This window comes from Halobellus marinus (genome assembly GCF_032113415.1).
GTDB classification, from domain to species: Archaea; Halobacteriota; Halobacteria; order Halobacteriales; family Haloferacaceae; genus Haloquadratum; species Haloquadratum marinus.
Genome location: NZ_CP134948.1, coordinates 54,589 through 71,583 on the forward strand (window position 1 = coordinate 54,589; position 16,995 = coordinate 71,583).

The window sequence follows — 16,995 nt, forward strand, 5'->3', positions numbered from 1 at the left end:
CTACGCAACATACGGACACCGACAGTTCGCACCGTAACGTAGGACCGGGCGACCGTTACGGCCGCTCGTCCACGACCTCGTCCCAGAGCCCTTCGTGGTATTCGACGTAGTTGCGCTCGGTCTGTGTCCGATATGCGAAAGTGCGCCCGTCTTCGTAGGTGACGATAATGGCCTGCTCGATGGGATAGTGGCCATCTTCGTCCTCGTAGTCCACTAGTTCTGCCCACTCATCGGGTGACCCAAGCGGATCGGGATCGCTGAGATCCCCTCCGTTGGCAACCCAGATCGGGTCATCCGGTTCTTTGACGGCGGGCTCGAGGCGTTCGATTGGCGTCTTCCCCTCGGCGGGCCACACTCCACGTTCCTCCCAGAATGCTCGCATCTCACGGAGGCTTCGACGGACAGTCCCACGGATGGTGAGGAAGTCAGCGTCTTGCCACCCGTCGCGTGACCAGGATTCGCCTTTGTAGGCGATACCCTGCGGGCCGTTCCAATCGAGACCGATGATGTCCGCAGGCGGGTCCGCTGTGAGATTCGGTTGGGTGAGCTCCTGGATGACGCGCCATTGCTTCGTCGGGCTGGCTCCAAGGAGATGCACACGGTGACCGCGCCAGTTGGCGATATCCGAGAAGTGCCACGCTTTGATGTTTGAACGCCCCATCGCGTATCCGAGGACGAGCGATTCCCCGGGGATATCAGCGTTGGCGACGATATCGATGGCCTCGCGACACTTCGGGACGATGATGATGGTCGCGTCTGGGTAGTCGGATTTGAGTTCGCGGGCGGCGTCGACAAACGTGTGTGCTTCCTCAGGAGTGCGGGCATCGCCAACGACACCGATTTCGGGCTCAACCTCACGGAAGCGGGTGAGATACCGATCGAGGTCGGGCCGATTGAAATCGTTGTCGAGCATGAGGATCGGGACGTCAACGTTGCGGAGATGGCTATCCTGAATCCGACAGTCCTCGCGAGCGCCGGTAACGAATCCGAGGGCGTATGCCTCAGTCGCAAACGGGGCTCGATGAAGGAACCCGATGTACTCGGCACGACGAGCGACTTCGATAGGGAGCGCGTCCTCTTCGCGTTCTCGTTCGGTGTTGCTGTCGGCCTCGATCTCGGACCGGTGGTCGGAATGCTCGCCTCCCGATGCCTGGTGTCTGTCCTCGAGTGTGTCAAGAGTCGCCGGCGAGAGGTACGTGGAGAGGTCGAGTTGGCCGTGGCCGATGCTCTCGACTGAACTGGTATTGGAACTCACCATAGGAAGTGGCCGTCAGGATGGTCAGCTGGCGGCGCACGGCTCCGCCGCCGACAAAAACTGGCGGACGAAACCTCGCCTACGCGGAAGACACAGAAGGGGAGCTCGACGACGAGGATGCTCGTTCGGATGGCTCCACGGATGGGTCACGAAGATGGTCGTAGTCGATCTCGAGGCCAGCGATTCCCTCGACTGCGGCGGTCGCGACGTTCCCGGTGAGGCAGTTCTCGACAGTCGCGTAGCCGTGGAGCCGAGCCCACTCACAGGCGTCGGCGATGAGTCCCCGAAGCACGTTCACCGGGTAAGCGAGGGCGTCGGTCTGGACGCTCGCAGTGGACAGCGTGACGGCTTCGGTGTTGTCCCGGGTGTTCTGCTCCCCGGAGTGGTCTCGAAGGCAGAGTACGGCAACCAGGGAGTCTTCTGGCGTCCGGTAGGCGAAGCACGCGACGAGCGGTGCGGTGTCGTCAGATTCGCCACAGTCGTACTCATCGAGGAACGCCTGGGCGTCGGTGGTGAGGGTGGTTTCTCGACGAGCCGGGTGCTCCTCGCGGGTCTGGACAAGTTCACCCTGGGCGACCGTGCGGGGAGAGGCACATGCGGGTCTGACTGGTGTGTTCTGGTCGGTGAGGCGGGCCTGATCGGGACTGACGCGACCGGCGGGCCGTCGGGCCTCGATCGAATGACTGGCGAGGACGTATCTGTAGCGACACTTCCGGTACGTTCCACCCCCGGCGCGGCCCTCACGAGAGTGCCATTCACTCCGGTCAGCTATCGTCGTCCCGAGGAGCTCGAACCCAGCGGCCTGATACATGGTTCCCTCGTTGCCGTTCTGGACACCGGCGTACGTGAGCAGGCGATCGTATCCTTCGAGGCGACTCCACGCACAGCAGCGTGAGAGGAGCCACGATCCGGTATTCGCGGGCCGGTCGGGATGGGCAGCGAAGCGATACAGTTCGACCGTCCGACCGTCGGCGTTGTGTCGCCCCCGCGGGCGTCCGAGGACCGCCATCGCAACCTCTCGGTCCTGGTAGGTGGCAGTGAGTGCGATTCGGAAGGGCGTGGTCACTGGGTCGTGCTGATACGCGACGTCGGGGTGCTTCAGGAAGCCGTTGACACGCTCACGGACTCTGGACCCACGCTCAGCGCGGAGCGATAGGTGCCCCGTTGACGACGCACCACCGGGCGAGACGAGACGGGGGTCACAGTCGCGGTATGTCCGATAGGCGTGGTAGGCGGCAAGGGAGTCGAATTCCGTCTCGAGTATGACGATCTCCCCGGAGTCGATCATCGCATCGGTCTCGTCTTGGTTGGGGAGGCGACCGATACTAAGTGGGCCCCCTGGCGGGACGTACCAGTTGAAGGATCCGATGGAGTCGTCCCCAATGCATCGCCCGATAGCGTTGAGGTAGGGGAACGCGATGATGTCGCCGGCGCGAAGCGGCCGTATCACTCTGGACGAGGGGTGGTGACGAGTACTCACGGGAAAGGAGAGGCGTTAGGCGGATGCCCAGCCAAAGAACAGGTACGTGTCTTCTTCGACGTGAATACATCCAGCAGGGCCCCACTTGCTGTCGATTCGAGAGTCCTGTTCGTCGATAAGCTGGCTGGCGTACTCGGCGGGGTCGGTGTCGCCTACTTCGTCGTCGGGAATACGGGTGAACGAGGTTTTCTCCGCGATGGTCCCGGTGTATCCACCTTGGCCGTAGTGGTACTGGGCGTCCTCGACGGCGTCGCTAAACGCGCTCTTGGCGTCCTCGCCGTTCGCTCGGGTGAAAAACGTGTGAGCGCCCATCAGCGGTCTCCCTCTAATTCGTCTTCACTGAGGTGAACCGCCTCGGCGTCGTCTGGAACAAGTTCCTCATAGGTTCGGAATTCCTGGCAATCGACACAGAAGACTCCGTTCTCACCGATATCGGAGTCGGTGATGGGGCCATTCTTTGTCACTTCGACATCGATATGTCCGTTCGCAAAGCGATGCACAGCTCCGAACTGTACTTGATGGATGATCCACGAGAACCGTCCGTTTCCACAATCTGGACAGACAAGCAACTCCGATTCGGAGTTCATCTAACGACCTCGTATATTCGCCGGTTTGTACTGCGGCTGGTGGTTGCCATCTTGTTTGGACTCCTCCACCGTCTCGGGGGCCACAAACAGGGTAAAATCGATCTCGTATGTGAAAGGAGTCATAGAATCGTTCACAGCCGATTTACTGCGGTGCAAGCGGTAGAAAATGTTGAATCATATATGATTACAGAAGCCGCTGCAAGATACAGAGGACGGGTTCCGCACGCAATCTTGAATACAGGACACAGAGTGAGATGCTACATGAACAACAACATTTCGCTTGACGGACGGACAATGGTCGGAGTCACGAATACTGACGACGGAGAGGTGAGCGGGGACACGAAGTTCCATTTTGAACAGGACGGTGAACGAATCTACGCCCACTACGAGGGTGGTGATGTGGTGGATGGACACCTTGTTGGAACTGTTGAGGGCAACCATTGGGACATCCGATACACACAGATTAACCGGAACCACGAGACTGCAACGGGCCACTCTGTCGGGGTCATCGAAGTTCTAGAAGATGGCCGCCTGCGAGTTGAGGATGAGTGGAAATGGGAATCACAGAGAGGCAGCGGTGAAACGGTACTCGAAGAAGTCAAATAAGGTAGCACTGAGTGTGCAATGATACAGCGCGCGTATCTTGCACGCGAGTCTTGACAAGACTTGGATAGACAGAGAGCGCGGAGCTTTCTATGACAGGCTCTCTCGTAATCAACCGTCAGTAGTAGGATGTACACTCAGGGTGAATGCTGGGACGATCCATAGCTCCTCGTCAGTACTGCCGTACTCGGGCTGAGTATAGTCGCTGGGATCATCAGGGACGGTGTAGCTGTCGATAAGGTCTATGAACTGCCCGGCGCGGCAGATTGCGGTTCCGTCCTCGTCGTAGAGGTAGATGTCAGGTTCGGGTTCGAAGTCAACTTCAGGGCCTTCAGAGAGGTGATCACCCCAGTTGGTGCGGTTGTGGGCTTTATTAAATAGTTCGAGGCCGCGTTCGCTCGCGACGGGGACGGCTTCAGGGAGTGCGCCCCAGCCGATGTTGAAGGAACGGATATCTGATTCGTCGGCTTCGTGGAGGAGCTCGAAAGTTACACCGTCGTAGCCGGCGGGCGTCTTGGGGGCGTTCTCTCGAGCGTCGAACGCGAGGGTGGCTTTGACGATCGCTTCGAAGCGCGATTTCGCGGGTACGACGGCGAACGCGAGATCGTCGATGCGTTTCTCGTAGGTCACGGAGACGTCGTCGTAGATGGGTCCATAGGGATTCCCCGATTCGAGCTCCTTGTCGCGCTCACATTCCTTGCAGAGGGCCCGATCGGGATCGACGGGGCGATCACACTGGGTACATCGCGGGGCTTCGTCGACGAAGAATTCGCCGGCGTCATTGGGGCTGTAATGCTCGTCTTCAAAAGATGTGTCTCCGAAGTCGTCCTTGCCGTAGAATCTCCGGTCGTCGTCCCAAGGGCTTTCGGCGGTCATGGAGGGCTTCCTTACCCCTTCATAGATTGCCCTCTCGTATAAACGAGCGCGAGCATCAGTGACGATCTAGTAGCAAAGGGGGGTTTCACCGAGAGGCTGCGAGAGATGTGTCCTGATCACAAGAATCGGCCTGTTGGCGGCGCTGGTCGGCCTTGAACATGAAGCGGGCGCTGGCTTGGTCCCCGCCGAGGGTGCGCTGATCGACGGCGGTATCCGCAAACAGCGTCCCCTGGAGGCCGGATGCGTCCTCGGGAACCGTCTTCTCACCGTTCTGAGCACGGATAGCGGAGAGAGAACGATTGTCGACGAACTCGTCGGAGCCGCCGGTCTCGATTCGTGAGGCTCGCTCCCGGGTATCAACGTTGACTCCGTGGTGAAAGAGCGTGGTCTCGAAGGGTTCGTCATCAAGGGCAAGCAAACCGGCCCCGTCGATGGTCTTCGTCTCGGTATTTTCGGGGTCATCTTGAGCTTCGTCTTCATGTTCAGTTGTCACGAAGACAGACTGGTGATGCACAATGAACGAGCGGTGTCGGTTCAGTACGCTGGCGCTGGTGTCGGTATCAGTACTCATAGATTGTAGTTCCTGTAGGAACGGGTGATTCGACTGATATGATTCTCACGTCGTGCGGATTAGTGGGGTTGGTGAGGCAGGCGATCCCCGCACCGCGTCCGGGGGCGACAAACGAGTAGGCCGTGGGCAGGCCGGTCTTGGATTTATATTGATGAGTTTAGCCATGACGGACCACTATATCCCAAATTCCATCGTGTCTGTAGAATCAAACTCGCCGAGGTTCTCGTTCCCGTTGAGGAGGATGATACGAAGCGTGTCGAAGTCTCCATCGAGGCTCCCCGTCACCGTAACAGGCCCGTACCAATACCCCTCTTCGTCGCGAACCTCACTCTCGGAGCAGGCAGGGTCGTGGCTGTACGCGAGGTAGATCGTCGCGGTGGGCCCCCTAACATAGAGATGATTGACGCCAAAGTATCCGCACTTGTTTCTGTAGTGGAAGCCGCCCTCTGCCGTGAACGCACCGTCGCCGTCGACGGTGAGCTCTGCCCATCCACCCGGTGCATCGTGTGGGGCGGGCTCACGACCCAGTCCTCGATGGTCGAATTGTGGACGGCAACGTCGGCGAGTTTCTTCCCAGGCTCGGGATCGTCGTAATGCGGATTCCAGTCGTTCGTGGCGGGCGAGGTGATCGGCCCGACATAGACGCGGTCAATTGGGTCGAAGCGTTCAGGATATCTGGTGTACGAAGGGGGGATGTCGCCAGGCATCACGCCGGGACCGTTCGGCAGTCCACCAGGTCTATCGTCGTCAGGGTCAGGCTCGGACGTTGGTTCGGGGGTTCCGTCGCTGGTGTCGGGTTGGTTCGTCGTCGTGGACGTTCGAGCAGGAGTCTGCCCACCACCGCTCCCGAGTCCGTCTTCGTCAGTCGCGTTCTGCTCGCTGTTGACGGGTTCTGCGCCGAAGACGCCGAGACATCCGGCGAGGCTGGCGAGGCCAACTGTCCCAATACCGCCGAGAACAGTCCGACGGGTTACTCGTCGAGTGCTACCGGGAGTGACTGCTTTCGATTGGGAGAGCGGATCTTGAGGGGTAATCATAGAGGGCGGTCCCGCTTCTACACCTGTTCACGTTCGTCGTCGGACAGTTCTCCTTCTCGTGCTCGTTTCGCTCGGAGCTGTCGAGCCTCACATTCGGTGAGGGCTTCTTCTGGGACACTGAGATAATCGAGCGCCCACTCTTCGACCTCAGGGAGCGTCATCGGGTGAGGGAGTTCGTGATGCCCGACGGGGCGGGCGAGGAATGAGCCATCATCGTCGCGAAGGTCCTCATCATAGTACCCGAGAAAGTATCGCTCGAGGCCGTTCACCCCTGGACCATCCATGATGGTAATCATGGTGAAAGAGTCCGCCTCGAACTCTGATTCGAGGCTGAGGGTCGGATATTTGGAGGTGATATTCACAGGTACAGTAGGACGGGTCTGCTCATAAGTGAGACTGAATCACATCAAATGTGGCGGCTACAGTTCTTTCGAAGGGTATGGCTCGTCTGTCTCGACGCCGTCGGTGTCGTCCACACAGAACTGCCTGTTCCATAGGTTGAACTGGAGTTGCTCGCAGAATCGACACCAGGCGGTATTTTCCTCGTATGGATGCCGATTCGGGTCGATTAGGTTCCCACAGATACACTCAACCAACGGGTCGGCAACGTCAGGACGGCCCGGCTTCCCGGCAGCGAACGCGCTGAGGGGGACGACTCGCAAGCGCCCGGGTTCGGTTGCTGCGTCTGCCGACTCGTCGGCGTAGGCAGCTGCGATGAGTGCGTCGACGACATCGCCGTAGTCCATGTACGCTTGGAGAGTGCGAATCCAGGCGGGGACGCGGTCGGCCCACTCAGGGTCAGTCACACGAGCGTGAGCGGCCTTCGACTGCCACGACGTCGTATCGGCCGAATCGAGTGCCCAGAGGGTCTCGGCGTCCTCGAGAACGGTCTTCGAGATCCCGAAGCCGTGGAGCGCATACTTCGAGGGGATAGCGTCGCGCAACTCCTGAATGATCGCACGAACTTCACTGGGTTTGTTCGGGCGAAGAATTGACCCGATGCCAAGCGTTGGTGAGGCGAGGCCGTGCTCTTTGAGGTAGTCGAACGACCACAGATACTCTTCGATGTCGTGCCCCTGCAAGACGGCAACGGGTTCGGCGGTGAGACCGGCTTCCTCCGCAGCTTCCAGGCAGTAGACGTGGTCGCGTATTGACCACTCCTGGTGGGTGCGGATATCCCGGTCGGCGTCGCGAAGAAGATCGAGGGCACACGCCCAATCCCGGAGCGTGTACTTTTCGATTTGATCGTCGTACTCGCTCAAGTAGGCAACATAGTCGTCAATGCTCGTCGGGTAATGGTTGAACTTCTTCTGAACGCTGTACCCGCCGGAATCGATGAACCAGTTCGGCCCCTCGAAAGGGCGATTGTCCCGGCGAGCGTAGGATATCATCGCGTATCCAGGGTGTGGGATGGCGTTGAGGTCGACACCAGCAGCGAGAAGCGCTTCCAGATCGTCGAGATCGAGTGCGTCGGGATTTGTGGCGGCAAGTGCAGCCGTCCCGATGGCTTTTCGCGATGATCCGGACCCGACCGTGTAGTGGAACTTGAACCGCTCACTCTCCTGTACTCCGGGCGATAGCGATTCACCGTGAGAAGGCGATCGCTGACCGGGACTGGCGGGTGCTTCTGAGGACATCGTCTCTGATCTCGCGCACCCTCCAGCGAGCGACAAACGGAGGCAGTCGGGTGGCTTGGCGACCGAGCAATTCGGGGTTAACGAGATGCACAGTTTGTCGCGTATTGAATCGGAGTCGAAATCTCAGCTATTTGATTCGTCCAGGAGTTCGATGGTGACGACCGCCTCAAGATGATGCCACAGTAGACCAGACCGAAACGTCTCAGTAAGGGTTGTTGTACAATCACAGCGTGTCATAGAATTAGTCTCAGCCGGTTAGCAGGACTGCGCACTGAGCGACAAAGGAACTACTAGACACGATTGATATCTAAAGTGGTATGCAAGATATAGAGCGTGGGCTCAGCGTAGGAACGTGTCGACATTGATGTTTCCGAGCATGAAACCGTGCCCGGACTCATTTAGCAATCGAGAACACAAACGGATGTACGTCCAATGTGTGAACGCCACTGTCCGGATTGTGATGTCCAAATGGAACAAACGAACGTAACCGCAGAAGGAGTCGGTGACCTCTACGTCAAAACCGAAAGAGACGGTGGTGTGCTTGACCGACTCGGTGTCGGGCATCAAACACCGCTTCACGCGTTTCTTTGTCCGGACTGCGGATTGACCCAGCTATATGCCGAACTCTCCGGATAGCATATCCAAATCACTGACTACCTCTTGCTAGATACGCGCTGTACGTACAGCGGTGTGGTTACAGACTGGTTGATCTCTTTCAGAAACCGTGTGGCTGATACGGCAGATTCACCCCGTAAATTGTCAGCAGTCGTGGTGAGTCATCTCAATAACACACCCGGTCGGCAGCAGTGGGTTCGAATCGATCACCGCGCTCAGTTGGTGAGGAGTTCGGGTGTGATGATCATAATTCCGAGCATACTCCCCAGCACGACGAGTGCCGTGAGCCGCAAGACGCCGGCTGCCCGTCGTCGAGGTTCCGGCAAGGACTCGGCAATGCCAGAGAGGGCCATCCCGGCGATCAGAAACAGTATAGCATAGAACGGTGTCGCCCCTTCTACAATGACGTAGTACCCTTGCTGTCCGGCCAGAAGAAGTGCGCCACAGAGATTAACCAATGCAAGACGTCTGGAAGATTCGCCGAACAGGGTTTCATCAATGATGGAGGGCATCAAGCGTGTCGTCTCCCGCGAGGTTCAAATGCTACAGGGATTCGCATACCCGCCGCTGAGACGAGTATGGTTTGATCGTGAAACGGTGCTGATGGCGTTGACCGACTCGCGCGTTGTATCTTGCAGGCGGGGCTTGACAAGAGTCGGATAGACAGACCGTGCGAAGTTTTCTATGACAGGCTCCAATCAGGGAATTGAGCAGGCTCTTGGACGTCGTGGAGATCGTACACCCGAGCAAGGGTCTGGAGCGTATAGGCGATAGCGACGAGATCGCTTCCAAAGGGGTCGCGGTCAGTATGGAGGAGATCGTCGAGCGCCGAGTAGCGAGCCTCGAGCAGTTGGTCGGAATTCACTGTTTCGAGCGAGGTTCCCATCTCGTCGAGTTCATCGAGGACGTCGTCGACGAGAGATTCGACGAGCGGTAGCGGTTCGGGGACCGGTGTTGGAATGAAGGTCTGAGTCATCCGGAGACGGCCTCCCCATCATTGATGCCACCGTCACCTTTGGCCTCGGCTTTCTCACGGAGGCGAGCTTTCTCGGCACAGTGGTCGGCATACACCCGAGAAAAGCGATTTCGCTGACTCTCGAGGGTCATCTGGGAGCTCCGGGCTCGGCGAACTCGGTCGAACGCGAACGGGTCACGATACTGCAGATGCGTCGGGATACTGACTTTGGCGAGGTCACCCCCGGATGAGACACCGAGTTCTCTAAGATAGCGTCGGAGCAGCGCCTCCGTAGAGCCGATTTTCGACCGCAGTGCTCGAAGCGTGCGCTCGTGACCGGATGAGAGACCGTCACGCGCCTCGTAGTCGATAGCATCGAGGTCGATATCCTCCCACCGAGGCACGTTATTGGGCGTAGAGTCACCGGTCATGCACTGGCTTGCGCTTCGTCCGGGATATTCGCGCTCGGTGCGTCTGGGGTGATGGGTGCGCAGACGGCGGGTGGGTCGGGATCGGTGTCGTTGTTGTTCTGAAAGCGACGGGCGATTCGGTCGTGGAGTGTTGTGCGCTCCCGATCGTCGTCCGTGTCATCGTACGGACGGCCGGTAGGGAGGGCGATTCGACCGGAGATCGTCCCGTCGCCGTGAGCGGTGAAGAGGACGTGGTCGGTGGCGTAGCCAAACGTGTTGACCGCGAGTTCGTGGAGCTGTTCTACTTCACTACGGGTGCGTTCAGGCGCGTCTTCTGCGACTTCATAGGTCATGTTTGTACGTCCCTCACCGGCACGGGGGGCGACAAAACTGGTCCTACGCTACGCTCGCGTCCGTACTGTAACGTAGGACGCTGAACGCCGGAAGAACGATTCAAAATGCTCCGATCGAGACCTGTTCGTTGACTTCCTCCCACAACTGAAGTCGTGGAATTCCTCCGTTGGGATGTCGGGCTATGCCGATTCCACGGAGGCAAGATTCCCCACCGTGCGGTGGGTACTTCGGTTTGTGCGCTCCTCGTTGGGACTTGCCCTCTCGAGAGAGTGTGGTATCTCCGACCAGTGATGGTCGTCCCACTTGAGGCGCACGGGCTGAGCCATCAGCCCCACTTCCGTCCCAGTCTCACGTTCGAGGAACACCTGACTCGCTTTGAGATCGGCGTGTCCCTCGTACCCACAGACGCAGCGGAACAAGTCACCGTTCCGCTCCGTCTCTTCACGTTCACCGCACCCTGGACACTCCTGTGTCGTCCACGCCTCAGATTCCTCAAGCAGGTCGATGCCGTACTCCTCGCAGACACACTCCAGCCGGTGGATGAACCGTCGGTACGCCCAGAAGTTGTGCGTCTTCGCGTTCACTTCGGCCTTCCAGTGGGTCGAGAGGACGTCTCGAATGTCGCCGACATACACTGTGGATACGCCGTCAACGTACAGCCGTTCGACGAGGTCGCGAACGAGTGCGTCCTGAGCGTGATCACGCCGCCCGTACATCTGGTCATACAATCGGTCGATCCGCTTGCTTGTTCGCCGCTGGTCGTCGAGTTTTGACTGGAGTTCTGCGATTCGGTTGGCTGCCTCGCGGAACTGCTCAAACGGCTGTGAGCCGTCGTACAGGAACTGCTCACCGGTTGTGTTGGTACAGGCGACAAGGTTGTTGGCACCGATGTCCAGAGCGGCTGTTTCATCAGCCAGTGGAGTTGCCCGTGTGTCGTCAGGAATGGTCACGGGCTGCGAAGCTCTGAATGTGCCATCAGTTTCGTCGTACCACAGTTCCAATCGACCTTGGTCCTCATAATCGGGCCAGTTCGGTTCGCCCACGATTTCCAACCGGAGGCGGCTTTTCGGACTGTTTTGTCTGTCTCGTAGTTCTTCTCCGACGATCATCTCGAGTCGGGAACGCGTGCCCCACTCGACACTGTATGCGTCCTTTCGAATGACTCCTTTCAGAACACGGCCGTCGTCTTTGTTGCCACGAAACCCGGGCGGACTGGGGTGTTCCGTGACGGAGTCGTCTGATTGGTCGTGGTACTGCTGTTTGTTTCTGAAGAACGCAGTCCACGCGTTGGAGTTCTTCTGGATCACTTGCTGGGCGGTGGACGCACCGAGGACTGGTTTGTATTGGCCTTCGAGTGAGCCGGTGTCGGCGTCCCAGACACTCTCGTCTTCGAGGCCGTCTTCGTCGTTGTACCGCATGAGGCGCTCGTAGTTGACCTCGTTCCAGAGTGCAGCTGACGCATCCAACAGATCCCGCAGTACGCGCTCTCCAGCCTGTGAGAGCGGTCGCACGGCGAACGTGTTGGTGCGCTTCATCGCTGTACGCACCTAGAACCTATAGATATGAATATCTATGCTATTTCTATTGAGGTATGACGAACAATATTCACATCCAAGTGGACGACGACGAGCAGTTCGAGAAGATGAAGGAGTTGAAGGACAAGTACGGATTGACGTGGAAAGGTCTGCTGGTACAGGGGATGAAGCGGGTGGAGGAAAGAGAACTGTAACGTGGGACATCCCGCGGGCAGGCGACGTTGAACGGGTTCTGAACTGGCGGATTCACCCCACGACAGAAGTCATGGGCTCTCTCCTGCATTCTCTGTAGTGGCCTTCGTCGACAGCGAGGCGGTCACGCTTTCCGTGAGGATGAACGAAATTACCGGCGTGCCCCGACGGGCGCTTGCACTTAGTGCCGATAGGAGCGCTACACGATGGGCACCCTACCTCAAGCACGGGATCGCGGGGCCACGTTCGATCACAGCCGTCGCGATTGCAGGAGAGGGTCATACGAACTCGTCGAAACCAGCCTGGGAGGTGTCACTCGGGTCGAGCGTGACATCGAGGTTCGGTGCGAGTGTTGGTTCTTCGGGTGTTGGTTCCGGGTCGACGTCCGGCTCGGGCTCGATGCCCGGCTCTTCTTGTGCGGCGCCGGCGTCGGTGTCGTCGTCCAGGTCGTCGGCGAGGGGCACACCGAAGAATCGGGCGAGGACGCGGTCACGCTCGCTCGTGTCGAGTTCTCGCACAGGATGGTCGCCCCCGATGAGCTGGGCAGTGCTGATGAACCATACCCGTCGGGCATCGAGTTTCAAGGCGTCACCGAGGAGGACGTACCCGGTCATATCGTTGAGAACGAAGTTGAGAACGGCCATCTTCGCGCAGAGAGGATCTTTGTCGTATCCGAGATAGACGGCTGGAGTCTCTGGTGCGAGGTCCCGGAGTCGATGGGCACTGTCGACGATGAGTCGACCGCTCCCGCACCCAGAGACATCACCGATAACGAGCGGGTCGTCCGGCGTGGCCTCACGGAGGCTGTCGGTGTCGGGGAGGTTCATCTGGGCCATCGCTCGGCTCACTGCTCCGGGCGTGAAGTACTGGGCGAAGTGCTCGCTGGTGAGGCCGTAGTGTTCGTAGACGCCGCCGAGGACATCTTCTTGCGTTTCCTCCATCGCAAGGACGAGACCCCCGAGGGCGTTGGCGTGCAGCGTCGCGAACTCTCGAACCGTCTCCTCGTCCCGACCATCATTTCGATACCGGTCGAGCGGTTTCTGATAGGCGTCTTCGTCGCCGGAGAAGCTGGCGACCGCCATACTGATCCAATCGGAGAAGACCTGATAAGGGGATTCGCCCGTCTGCTGACTGATGTCGTCGAGCGGGTCAGTGACGTGTTCGCGGTGTTCGAGTTTTAGAAGTGTCGTCATGCTATGGGCGACCTCCCGCTGGTCCTGGCTGATGGGAAACGGCGATCTCGGGACTGACGAATCGACGAGCGCGGTGGGGTACGTCGATACCCCGAGTGAGAGAGATGAAAATCGAGTCGTGTTCGCCGCAGACGATGCTCGCGAGAAGTTCGTGTTTACACATCACGCGGAAGGGAGCGGATTGCTTGTACGGGCACGAACAGGTGAGGGCGTCCCCCCATGGGATGAATGGGTACTGGCTCCCGCTGTCGTATTCTCCGACAAGGACGGGTGCGGGGAGTTCGATACCGTAGTCAGCGAGAGCCACTGGTTCGTCAGTGTTCGCGTGTGAGAGCACAGATTCCTGGAGGACGTACACCGAGTCGATGTCGTGTTCTCGGGCGATTGCGTCGGGGTTGGTGTCGTCGTCAACGATGACCATCCCCACGAAGGCGTTGTGCTCGAGGAGGTGGTTGGCGTCGGGGGTGGGTCCGATGCACTTCTCGATCAGCGACCCATAGGACGACACCTTGAGGATCTGTCGGAGATTCGCGCCGGGGATGAGTTCCTGATACCACTTCTCGCGGTCCTTACGCACCTCACGGACGGCTTCGTGAGGGTCGGATTGCTCACTAGCTTCACGGATACGTGCGGCAAGGTAGGCAGGTGCGTCGACCAGAACAGTGTCATCGTCGGCGTGTTCGTAGAACTTCTCCTCTTCGCGAATCCGTACATCACACGATGCTTCGGCGTAATCGAGGCCCCTCGGCTTCTGTTTTACCCCCCGCCAGGGATGGGTTGTGGGAGTCTCGGCCTTGTATGACCAGGGATTGTAGTCTCCGAGGAGCTGGTCGCGGCGGACAGGCCCACCGCTCATCATGAAGTCGAGGCGAATCTGGTGTTCGATGGGTTCGATGTTCGGTGGATCGCGGTCAACATTGTAGTCGTAGTCACGGTCCATGTGTGCGAGTGCGCCTGGTGGCAACGTCAGATGGGGCACACTGCCGTCGGCTGAGTGGATGGTTCGACAGGACATGATTGACGAAGGGCGGAATGCTGAAGTCGGTCGTCTGCTGGACGCCCCGCTGCCGACGCGGGGGGCGACAAACTGGCTCGGAAGACGTCCTATGCAACGAACCGAGTATTGTCGTAGCGTAGGACCATATCATCGTGATTCGCAGAAGTTCTCATGCATTCCAACATAACAGATCCTCAACTGAATGAAATCACGTTGACCGATATAGAGGAGGTAGTCAGCAGAGACTGCTCCGGTAATAATATGAACTGACAAATAGTATCCTAAAACAAGCAACATGGTATCGCACAAGCTCGTCCCTTACTGGTTCCGCCTCCGAGAGACGTATGATACAGACAACTACTGGAACCTTAGTGACATAACCAGTCACAGGGATGAGTTCAACCATGACTCCATTGTCAACGGTCTCGATGACTTTTTCGACCAGTACTACGGTGATATCGACGAGGACGACGACCGAAACCGAACCTTCGAGGTTGACAGTTACGAGGCTGATGGCAACGCTATCGAGGGCGAAATCAAGCTTGGAGAATACGGAATTGAGGCGGACGTCTACGACACTCAACAAAGTCAGCGCATTCCACGTCACCGCAGGTCGCATCACTCGGAGGAGACACCGTTCTACTTTACAGTCCTCGGTAATTGAGCCTCAGTTCTCAAATTCAGGATGGCCTTCGAGACGGAACGGATAGCCGTCTCCGAACACCCCCCGGACAATGTTACTTCGAACTGATAGATCTCGCACTTCTCCGATATCAATGTCCTCCATGTCAAGCAGCATGGCGACCATCAACTGGTTGGCAGTGAAGGGGTAACGCCCCTGGTCGTCTTTCACCGGACGGTCGTTCTCCACAGCGTACTTCACGTTCGACGCCATCCATATCGCGTTGTAGATAAACGCCATGTTGGCGACAAATTCCCGTTGACTCCGGAGTTCGCTTGCCGACTTCGCGGTAAAGTCGTGTTTCATCAGTCGATAGGATGTCTCCACCGCCCAACGCTGCCGATATCGTCGCCCGATCTCCAATCCGCCGAAGTGCTCAGGATTGAGGTTGGTGTAGTAGACCTCCCAATTCCCCTTGTCCTCGGTTCCGGTGTCAGCCCTGGATATGCGTTTCTCCGACGGCATCGTGATGAGCCACGACTCCGCCTTGCTTTCCGGGACTTCTTCACCGATGCGAACGTCGTATCCCGCTGCGTTATAGTCCAGGTCGTTGTAAATCGCCCCTTGCTTGAGGTCGTCCACGATGGAGGGCATACGCCCTCGCAGGCGGGAAATGAAGTCGAGACCATGATTTTCTAGACACTCGTGCATCCCGCGACCGTAGAAGCCGCCGTCCATGCAGACGACATCAGGGCCAACGTAGTGTTCGGCGTAGGTGAGCAGCTCGTCTATCTGGTGCTCGATGCTCCCGCGGCGCTGGATGCTTTTGGCGGCCAGCGTTACGGGTATCTCGACGTTGGCGAGGCTCACGGACGCGATTTGGAACGCGTAGGCGCTCCCCGCCTTCTCATCCACACCCTCAACGCCGATGGGCTGCTCTTCGTGCGGAATCTTATCCCGATCGAGCGGCTGCCCGTCCTCGTTTTTCTTATCCGAGTGCCGACCGTACCACATGATATTCGTGAGGTCCATGGCGATATCGGCCGTCTCGGGCAGATAGCCGTACTCATCGATTACGGTGACAACCGACTCTAGGGCGGCAAGGTACATCTTCCGCAGTTTGAACATGTCGTACTCGCGGAGTTGGTTCCAGAGAGCTTTGAAGCCGGGCACGTCTCGGTAGTAGAAGTACGGGAGGAACCGGAGTGATTCTTCGGCGTCGTTGGGGTGGATGTTGCACAGTCCGGCAATCTCCATCAGCTTGAACAACTGCCACTTGGGGTACGTAACCCGTGCCTCGTCCCGGTCCAACTGGATATACTGGTACGCTCTCTTCCGCATCTCGCGCGAGATGAGCACGAGCGGCGGCTCTCCGCGCCCGTCGGCTGAGGATTCCGGCAGCGTGACGACCTCGTTGTTGTCCTCCAGTTCCTCTAGGACCTCCCGAACCTCGGTACGTACCTCACCGCCGAGTTGTTTCTCGACTTCCTCGCTGATGCGCTCGATTGTGTTTTCGGTGACGGTGTCGTTCAGGCCGAGATGTTCCGCAACGCCGTCCTTCAACTCCTCTTCGATGGCGTAGTCCTTCGAGGCGGTGAGGGACCGGTAGAGATAGAGCCGTGCGGCGTCCTCCCTGTCGAGTTTGTACCAGTTCTTCTCCAGCTTCCAGAACGGGAGGGTGTCGGTGACGAGGTCAAGCTCGCCAACGGCTTCGGCTGGATCGAAGCCCTGGTTCAGGTAGGCCTGAAGTTGCTCCGAGATGGATGCCATCGGCCACATCTTTGCGTGTAGCAGCTCGAAACCAAGCATCAGGAGTGCCTTCGAGTTATCAGGGAACTCTGCCGCCAGCTCGGGATTTGACGAAAAATCGAGATCGATAGATCCAAACTCCTGTGGAGGATTCGGCACGCTTCCGGTATGTTACTGCTGTATAGGTTATAAATTAGCAGGTGTCACCTATCATCCATCCCGACTTCACCCTCCGCACCGTAGTACTGCGATGGGCTCCGGTATTGGGCTTCTTCCGGGTCGTCACCGGCATCGTACTCGTCGGCACATTCAGTTAATAAGCAGTAA

At 58.3% G+C, this 16,995-nt stretch carries 20 protein-coding genes; 4 read left to right on the forward strand and 16 right to left on the reverse strand.

Annotated features, from left to right (window positions below):
- Nucleotides 1–55: 55 nt before the first annotated feature.
- The 3 genes from RJT37_RS19710 to RJT37_RS19720 all read right to left on the reverse strand — a co-directional run bounded on the left by RJT37_RS19710 (nt 56) and on the right by RJT37_RS19720 (nt 3,047).
- Nucleotides 56–1,258, reverse strand: a complete 1,203-nt coding sequence (locus RJT37_RS19710) for a DUF6610 family protein (RefSeq protein WP_251331595.1) — start codon at nt 1,256–1,258, stop codon at nt 56–58.
- Nucleotides 1,259–1,334: 76 nt separating this feature from the next.
- Nucleotides 1,335–2,705 (reverse strand): XF1762 family protein, encoded by a 1,371-nt coding sequence (locus RJT37_RS19715; RefSeq protein WP_251331596.1) that lies wholly within the window; start codon nt 2,703–2,705, stop codon nt 1,335–1,337.
- Nucleotides 2,706–2,750: 45 nt separating this feature from the next.
- Nucleotides 2,751–3,047, reverse strand: a complete 297-nt coding sequence (locus RJT37_RS19720) for a hypothetical protein (RefSeq protein ID WP_114450749.1) — start codon at nt 3,045–3,047, stop codon at nt 2,751–2,753.
- Between the two features lie 32 nt (nt 3,048–3,079).
- Between RJT37_RS19720 and RJT37_RS19725 the strand changes: the two genes are divergently transcribed.
- Nucleotides 3,080–3,928: an avidin-fold protein gene (locus RJT37_RS19725; protein WP_313690553.1), complete on the forward strand. Its 849-nt coding sequence runs from the start codon at nt 3,080–3,082 to the stop codon at nt 3,926–3,928.
- A 108-nt stretch (nt 3,929–4,036) separates the two neighbouring features.
- Here the strand turns inward: RJT37_RS19725 and RJT37_RS19730 are convergent, their stop codons facing one another.
- The 4 genes from RJT37_RS19730 to RJT37_RS19745 form a co-directional block, all read right to left on the reverse strand.
- Entirely contained in the window at nt 4,037–4,801 is a 765-nt protein-coding gene (locus RJT37_RS19730; protein ID WP_313690619.1) for a hypothetical protein, read from the reverse strand.
- Nucleotides 4,802–4,886: 85 nt separating this feature from the next.
- Nucleotides 4,887–5,372, reverse strand: a complete 486-nt coding sequence (locus RJT37_RS19735) for a hypothetical protein (RefSeq protein ID WP_313690556.1) — start codon at nt 5,370–5,372, stop codon at nt 4,887–4,889.
- A gap of 1,054 nt (nt 5,373–6,426) precedes the next feature.
- On the reverse strand, nt 6,427–6,705 hold the full coding sequence (locus tag RJT37_RS19740; RefSeq protein ID WP_313690558.1) for a hypothetical protein: 279 nt from the start codon (nt 6,703–6,705) through the stop codon (nt 6,427–6,429).
- Nucleotides 6,706–6,828: 123 nt separating this feature from the next.
- Nucleotides 6,829–8,046 carry a deazapurine DNA modification protein DpdA family protein gene (locus RJT37_RS19745; RefSeq protein ID WP_313690620.1) on the reverse strand — a complete coding sequence of 406 codons (1,218 nt, stop codon included), beginning with the start codon at nt 8,044–8,046 and terminating at the stop codon, nt 6,829–6,831.
- 432 nt (nt 8,047–8,478) lie between these two features.
- On the opposite strand from RJT37_RS19745, the gene RJT37_RS19750 reads away from it, so the two are divergent.
- Nucleotides 8,479–8,682 (forward strand): hypothetical protein, encoded by a 204-nt coding sequence (locus RJT37_RS19750; RefSeq protein ID WP_313690560.1) that lies wholly within the window; start codon nt 8,479–8,481, stop codon nt 8,680–8,682.
- A 194-nt stretch (nt 8,683–8,876) separates the two neighbouring features.
- On the opposite strand, the gene RJT37_RS19755 is transcribed toward RJT37_RS19750, so the two are convergent.
- The 5 genes from RJT37_RS19755 to RJT37_RS19775 all read right to left on the reverse strand — a co-directional run bounded on the left by RJT37_RS19755 (nt 8,877) and on the right by RJT37_RS19775 (nt 11,915).
- Nucleotides 8,877–9,173, reverse strand: a complete 297-nt coding sequence (locus tag RJT37_RS19755) for a DUF8011 family protein (protein WP_313690562.1) — start codon at nt 9,171–9,173, stop codon at nt 8,877–8,879.
- Between the two features lie 170 nt (nt 9,174–9,343).
- Nucleotides 9,344–9,637, reverse strand: coding sequence for a hypothetical protein (locus RJT37_RS19760; protein ID WP_313690563.1), 294 nt, complete (start codon nt 9,635–9,637; stop codon nt 9,344–9,346).
- Complete coding sequence (locus tag RJT37_RS19765) at nt 9,634–10,047, reverse strand: hypothetical protein (RefSeq protein ID WP_313690565.1); 414 nt, start codon at nt 10,045–10,047, stop codon at nt 9,634–9,636. Before RJT37_RS19765 ends, RJT37_RS19760 begins: the two co-directional genes overlap by 4 nt.
- On the reverse strand, nt 10,044–10,379 hold the full coding sequence (locus RJT37_RS19770) for a hypothetical protein (protein WP_112077683.1): 336 nt from the start codon (nt 10,377–10,379) through the stop codon (nt 10,044–10,046). The genes RJT37_RS19765 and RJT37_RS19770 overlap by 4 nt, the downstream gene beginning before the upstream one ends.
- A 180-nt stretch (nt 10,380–10,559) precedes the next feature.
- On the reverse strand, nt 10,560–11,915 hold the full coding sequence (locus RJT37_RS19775; RefSeq protein ID WP_313690621.1) for an RNA-guided endonuclease InsQ/TnpB family protein: 1,356 nt from the start codon (nt 11,913–11,915) through the stop codon (nt 10,560–10,562).
- A 56-nt stretch (nt 11,916–11,971) separates the two neighbouring features.
- On the opposite strand from RJT37_RS19775, the gene RJT37_RS19780 reads away from it, so the two are divergent.
- Nucleotides 11,972–12,109, forward strand: a complete 138-nt coding sequence (locus RJT37_RS19780; RefSeq protein WP_313690566.1) for a hypothetical protein — start codon at nt 11,972–11,974, stop codon at nt 12,107–12,109.
- Nucleotides 12,110–12,161: 52 nt separating this feature from the next.
- Here the strand turns inward: RJT37_RS19780 and RJT37_RS20755 are convergent, their stop codons facing one another.
- From RJT37_RS20755 to RJT37_RS19790, 3 genes are read right to left on the reverse strand one after another with little or no spacing between them, the layout of a single operon-like run.
- Nucleotides 12,162–12,389 (reverse strand): zinc finger domain-containing protein, encoded by a 228-nt coding sequence (locus tag RJT37_RS20755; RefSeq protein WP_425604929.1) that lies wholly within the window; start codon nt 12,387–12,389, stop codon nt 12,162–12,164.
- Nucleotides 12,386–13,300, reverse strand: a complete 915-nt coding sequence (locus tag RJT37_RS19785; protein WP_313690567.1) for an N-6 DNA methylase — start codon at nt 13,298–13,300, stop codon at nt 12,386–12,388. Before RJT37_RS19785 ends, RJT37_RS20755 begins: the two co-directional genes overlap by 4 nt.
- A gap of 1 nt (nt 13,301) precedes the next feature.
- Nucleotides 13,302–14,240: a hypothetical protein gene (locus RJT37_RS19790; RefSeq protein WP_313690622.1), complete on the reverse strand. Its 939-nt coding sequence runs from the start codon at nt 14,238–14,240 to the stop codon at nt 13,302–13,304.
- 352 nt (nt 14,241–14,592) lie between these two features.
- On the opposite strand from RJT37_RS19790, the gene RJT37_RS19795 reads away from it, so the two are divergent.
- Nucleotides 14,593–14,961 carry a hypothetical protein gene (locus tag RJT37_RS19795; protein WP_313690570.1) on the forward strand — a complete coding sequence of 123 codons (369 nt, stop codon included), beginning with the start codon at nt 14,593–14,595 and terminating at the stop codon, nt 14,959–14,961.
- Between the two features lie 3 nt (nt 14,962–14,964).
- Here the strand turns inward: RJT37_RS19795 and RJT37_RS19800 are convergent, their stop codons facing one another.
- On the reverse strand, nt 14,965–16,827 hold the full coding sequence (locus RJT37_RS19800) for a transposase (protein ID WP_313690624.1): 1,863 nt from the start codon (nt 16,825–16,827) through the stop codon (nt 14,965–14,967).
- Nucleotides 16,828–16,995: the final 168 nt, after the last annotated feature.

Coding starts and splice junctions, on each gene's coding strand:
- RJT37_RS19740 (WP_313690558.1), bottom strand. CDS start 6,705: ATGATTACCATCATGGATGGTCCAGGGGTGAACGGCCTCGAGCGATAC.
- RJT37_RS19745 (WP_313690620.1), bottom strand. CDS start 8,046: ATGTCCTCAGAAGCACCCGCCAGTCCCGGTCAGCGATCGCCTTCTCAC.
- RJT37_RS19785 (WP_313690567.1), bottom strand. CDS start 13,300: ATGACGACACTTCTAAAACTCGAACACCGCGAACACGTCACTGACCCG.
- RJT37_RS19775 (WP_313690621.1), bottom strand. CDS start 11,915: ATGAAGCGCACCAACACGTTCGCCGTGCGACCGCTCTCACAGGCTGGA.
- RJT37_RS19770 (WP_112077683.1), bottom strand. CDS start 10,379: ATGACCTATGAAGTCGCAGAAGACGCGCCTGAACGCACCCGTAGTGAA.
- RJT37_RS19710 (WP_251331595.1), bottom strand. CDS start 1,258: ATGGTGAGTTCCAATACCAGTTCAGTCGAGAGCATCGGCCACGGCCAA.
- RJT37_RS19795 (WP_313690570.1), top strand. CDS start 14,593: ATGGTATCGCACAAGCTCGTCCCTTACTGGTTCCGCCTCCGAGAGACG.
- RJT37_RS19790 (WP_313690622.1), bottom strand. CDS start 14,240: ATGGACCGTGACTACGACTACAATGTTGACCGCGATCCACCGAACATC.
- RJT37_RS19780 (WP_313690566.1), top strand. CDS start 11,972: ATGACGAACAATATTCACATCCAAGTGGACGACGACGAGCAGTTCGAG.
- RJT37_RS19755 (WP_313690562.1), bottom strand. CDS start 9,173: ATGCCCTCCATCATTGATGAAACCCTGTTCGGCGAATCTTCCAGACGT.
- RJT37_RS19730 (WP_313690619.1), bottom strand. CDS start 4,801: ATGACCGCCGAAAGCCCTTGGGACGACGACCGGAGATTCTACGGCAAG.
- RJT37_RS20755 (WP_425604929.1), bottom strand. CDS start 12,389: ATGACCCTCTCCTGCAATCGCGACGGCTGTGATCGAACGTGGCCCCGC.
- RJT37_RS19760 (WP_313690563.1), bottom strand. CDS start 9,637: ATGACTCAGACCTTCATTCCAACACCGGTCCCCGAACCGCTACCGCTC.
- RJT37_RS19765 (WP_313690565.1), bottom strand. CDS start 10,047: ATGACCGGTGACTCTACGCCCAATAACGTGCCTCGGTGGGAGGATATC.
- RJT37_RS19735 (WP_313690556.1), bottom strand. CDS start 5,372: ATGAGTACTGATACCGACACCAGCGCCAGCGTACTGAACCGACACCGC.
- RJT37_RS19750 (WP_313690560.1), top strand. CDS start 8,479: ATGTGTGAACGCCACTGTCCGGATTGTGATGTCCAAATGGAACAAACG.
- RJT37_RS19720 (WP_114450749.1), bottom strand. CDS start 3,047: ATGGGCGCTCACACGTTTTTCACCCGAGCGAACGGCGAGGACGCCAAG.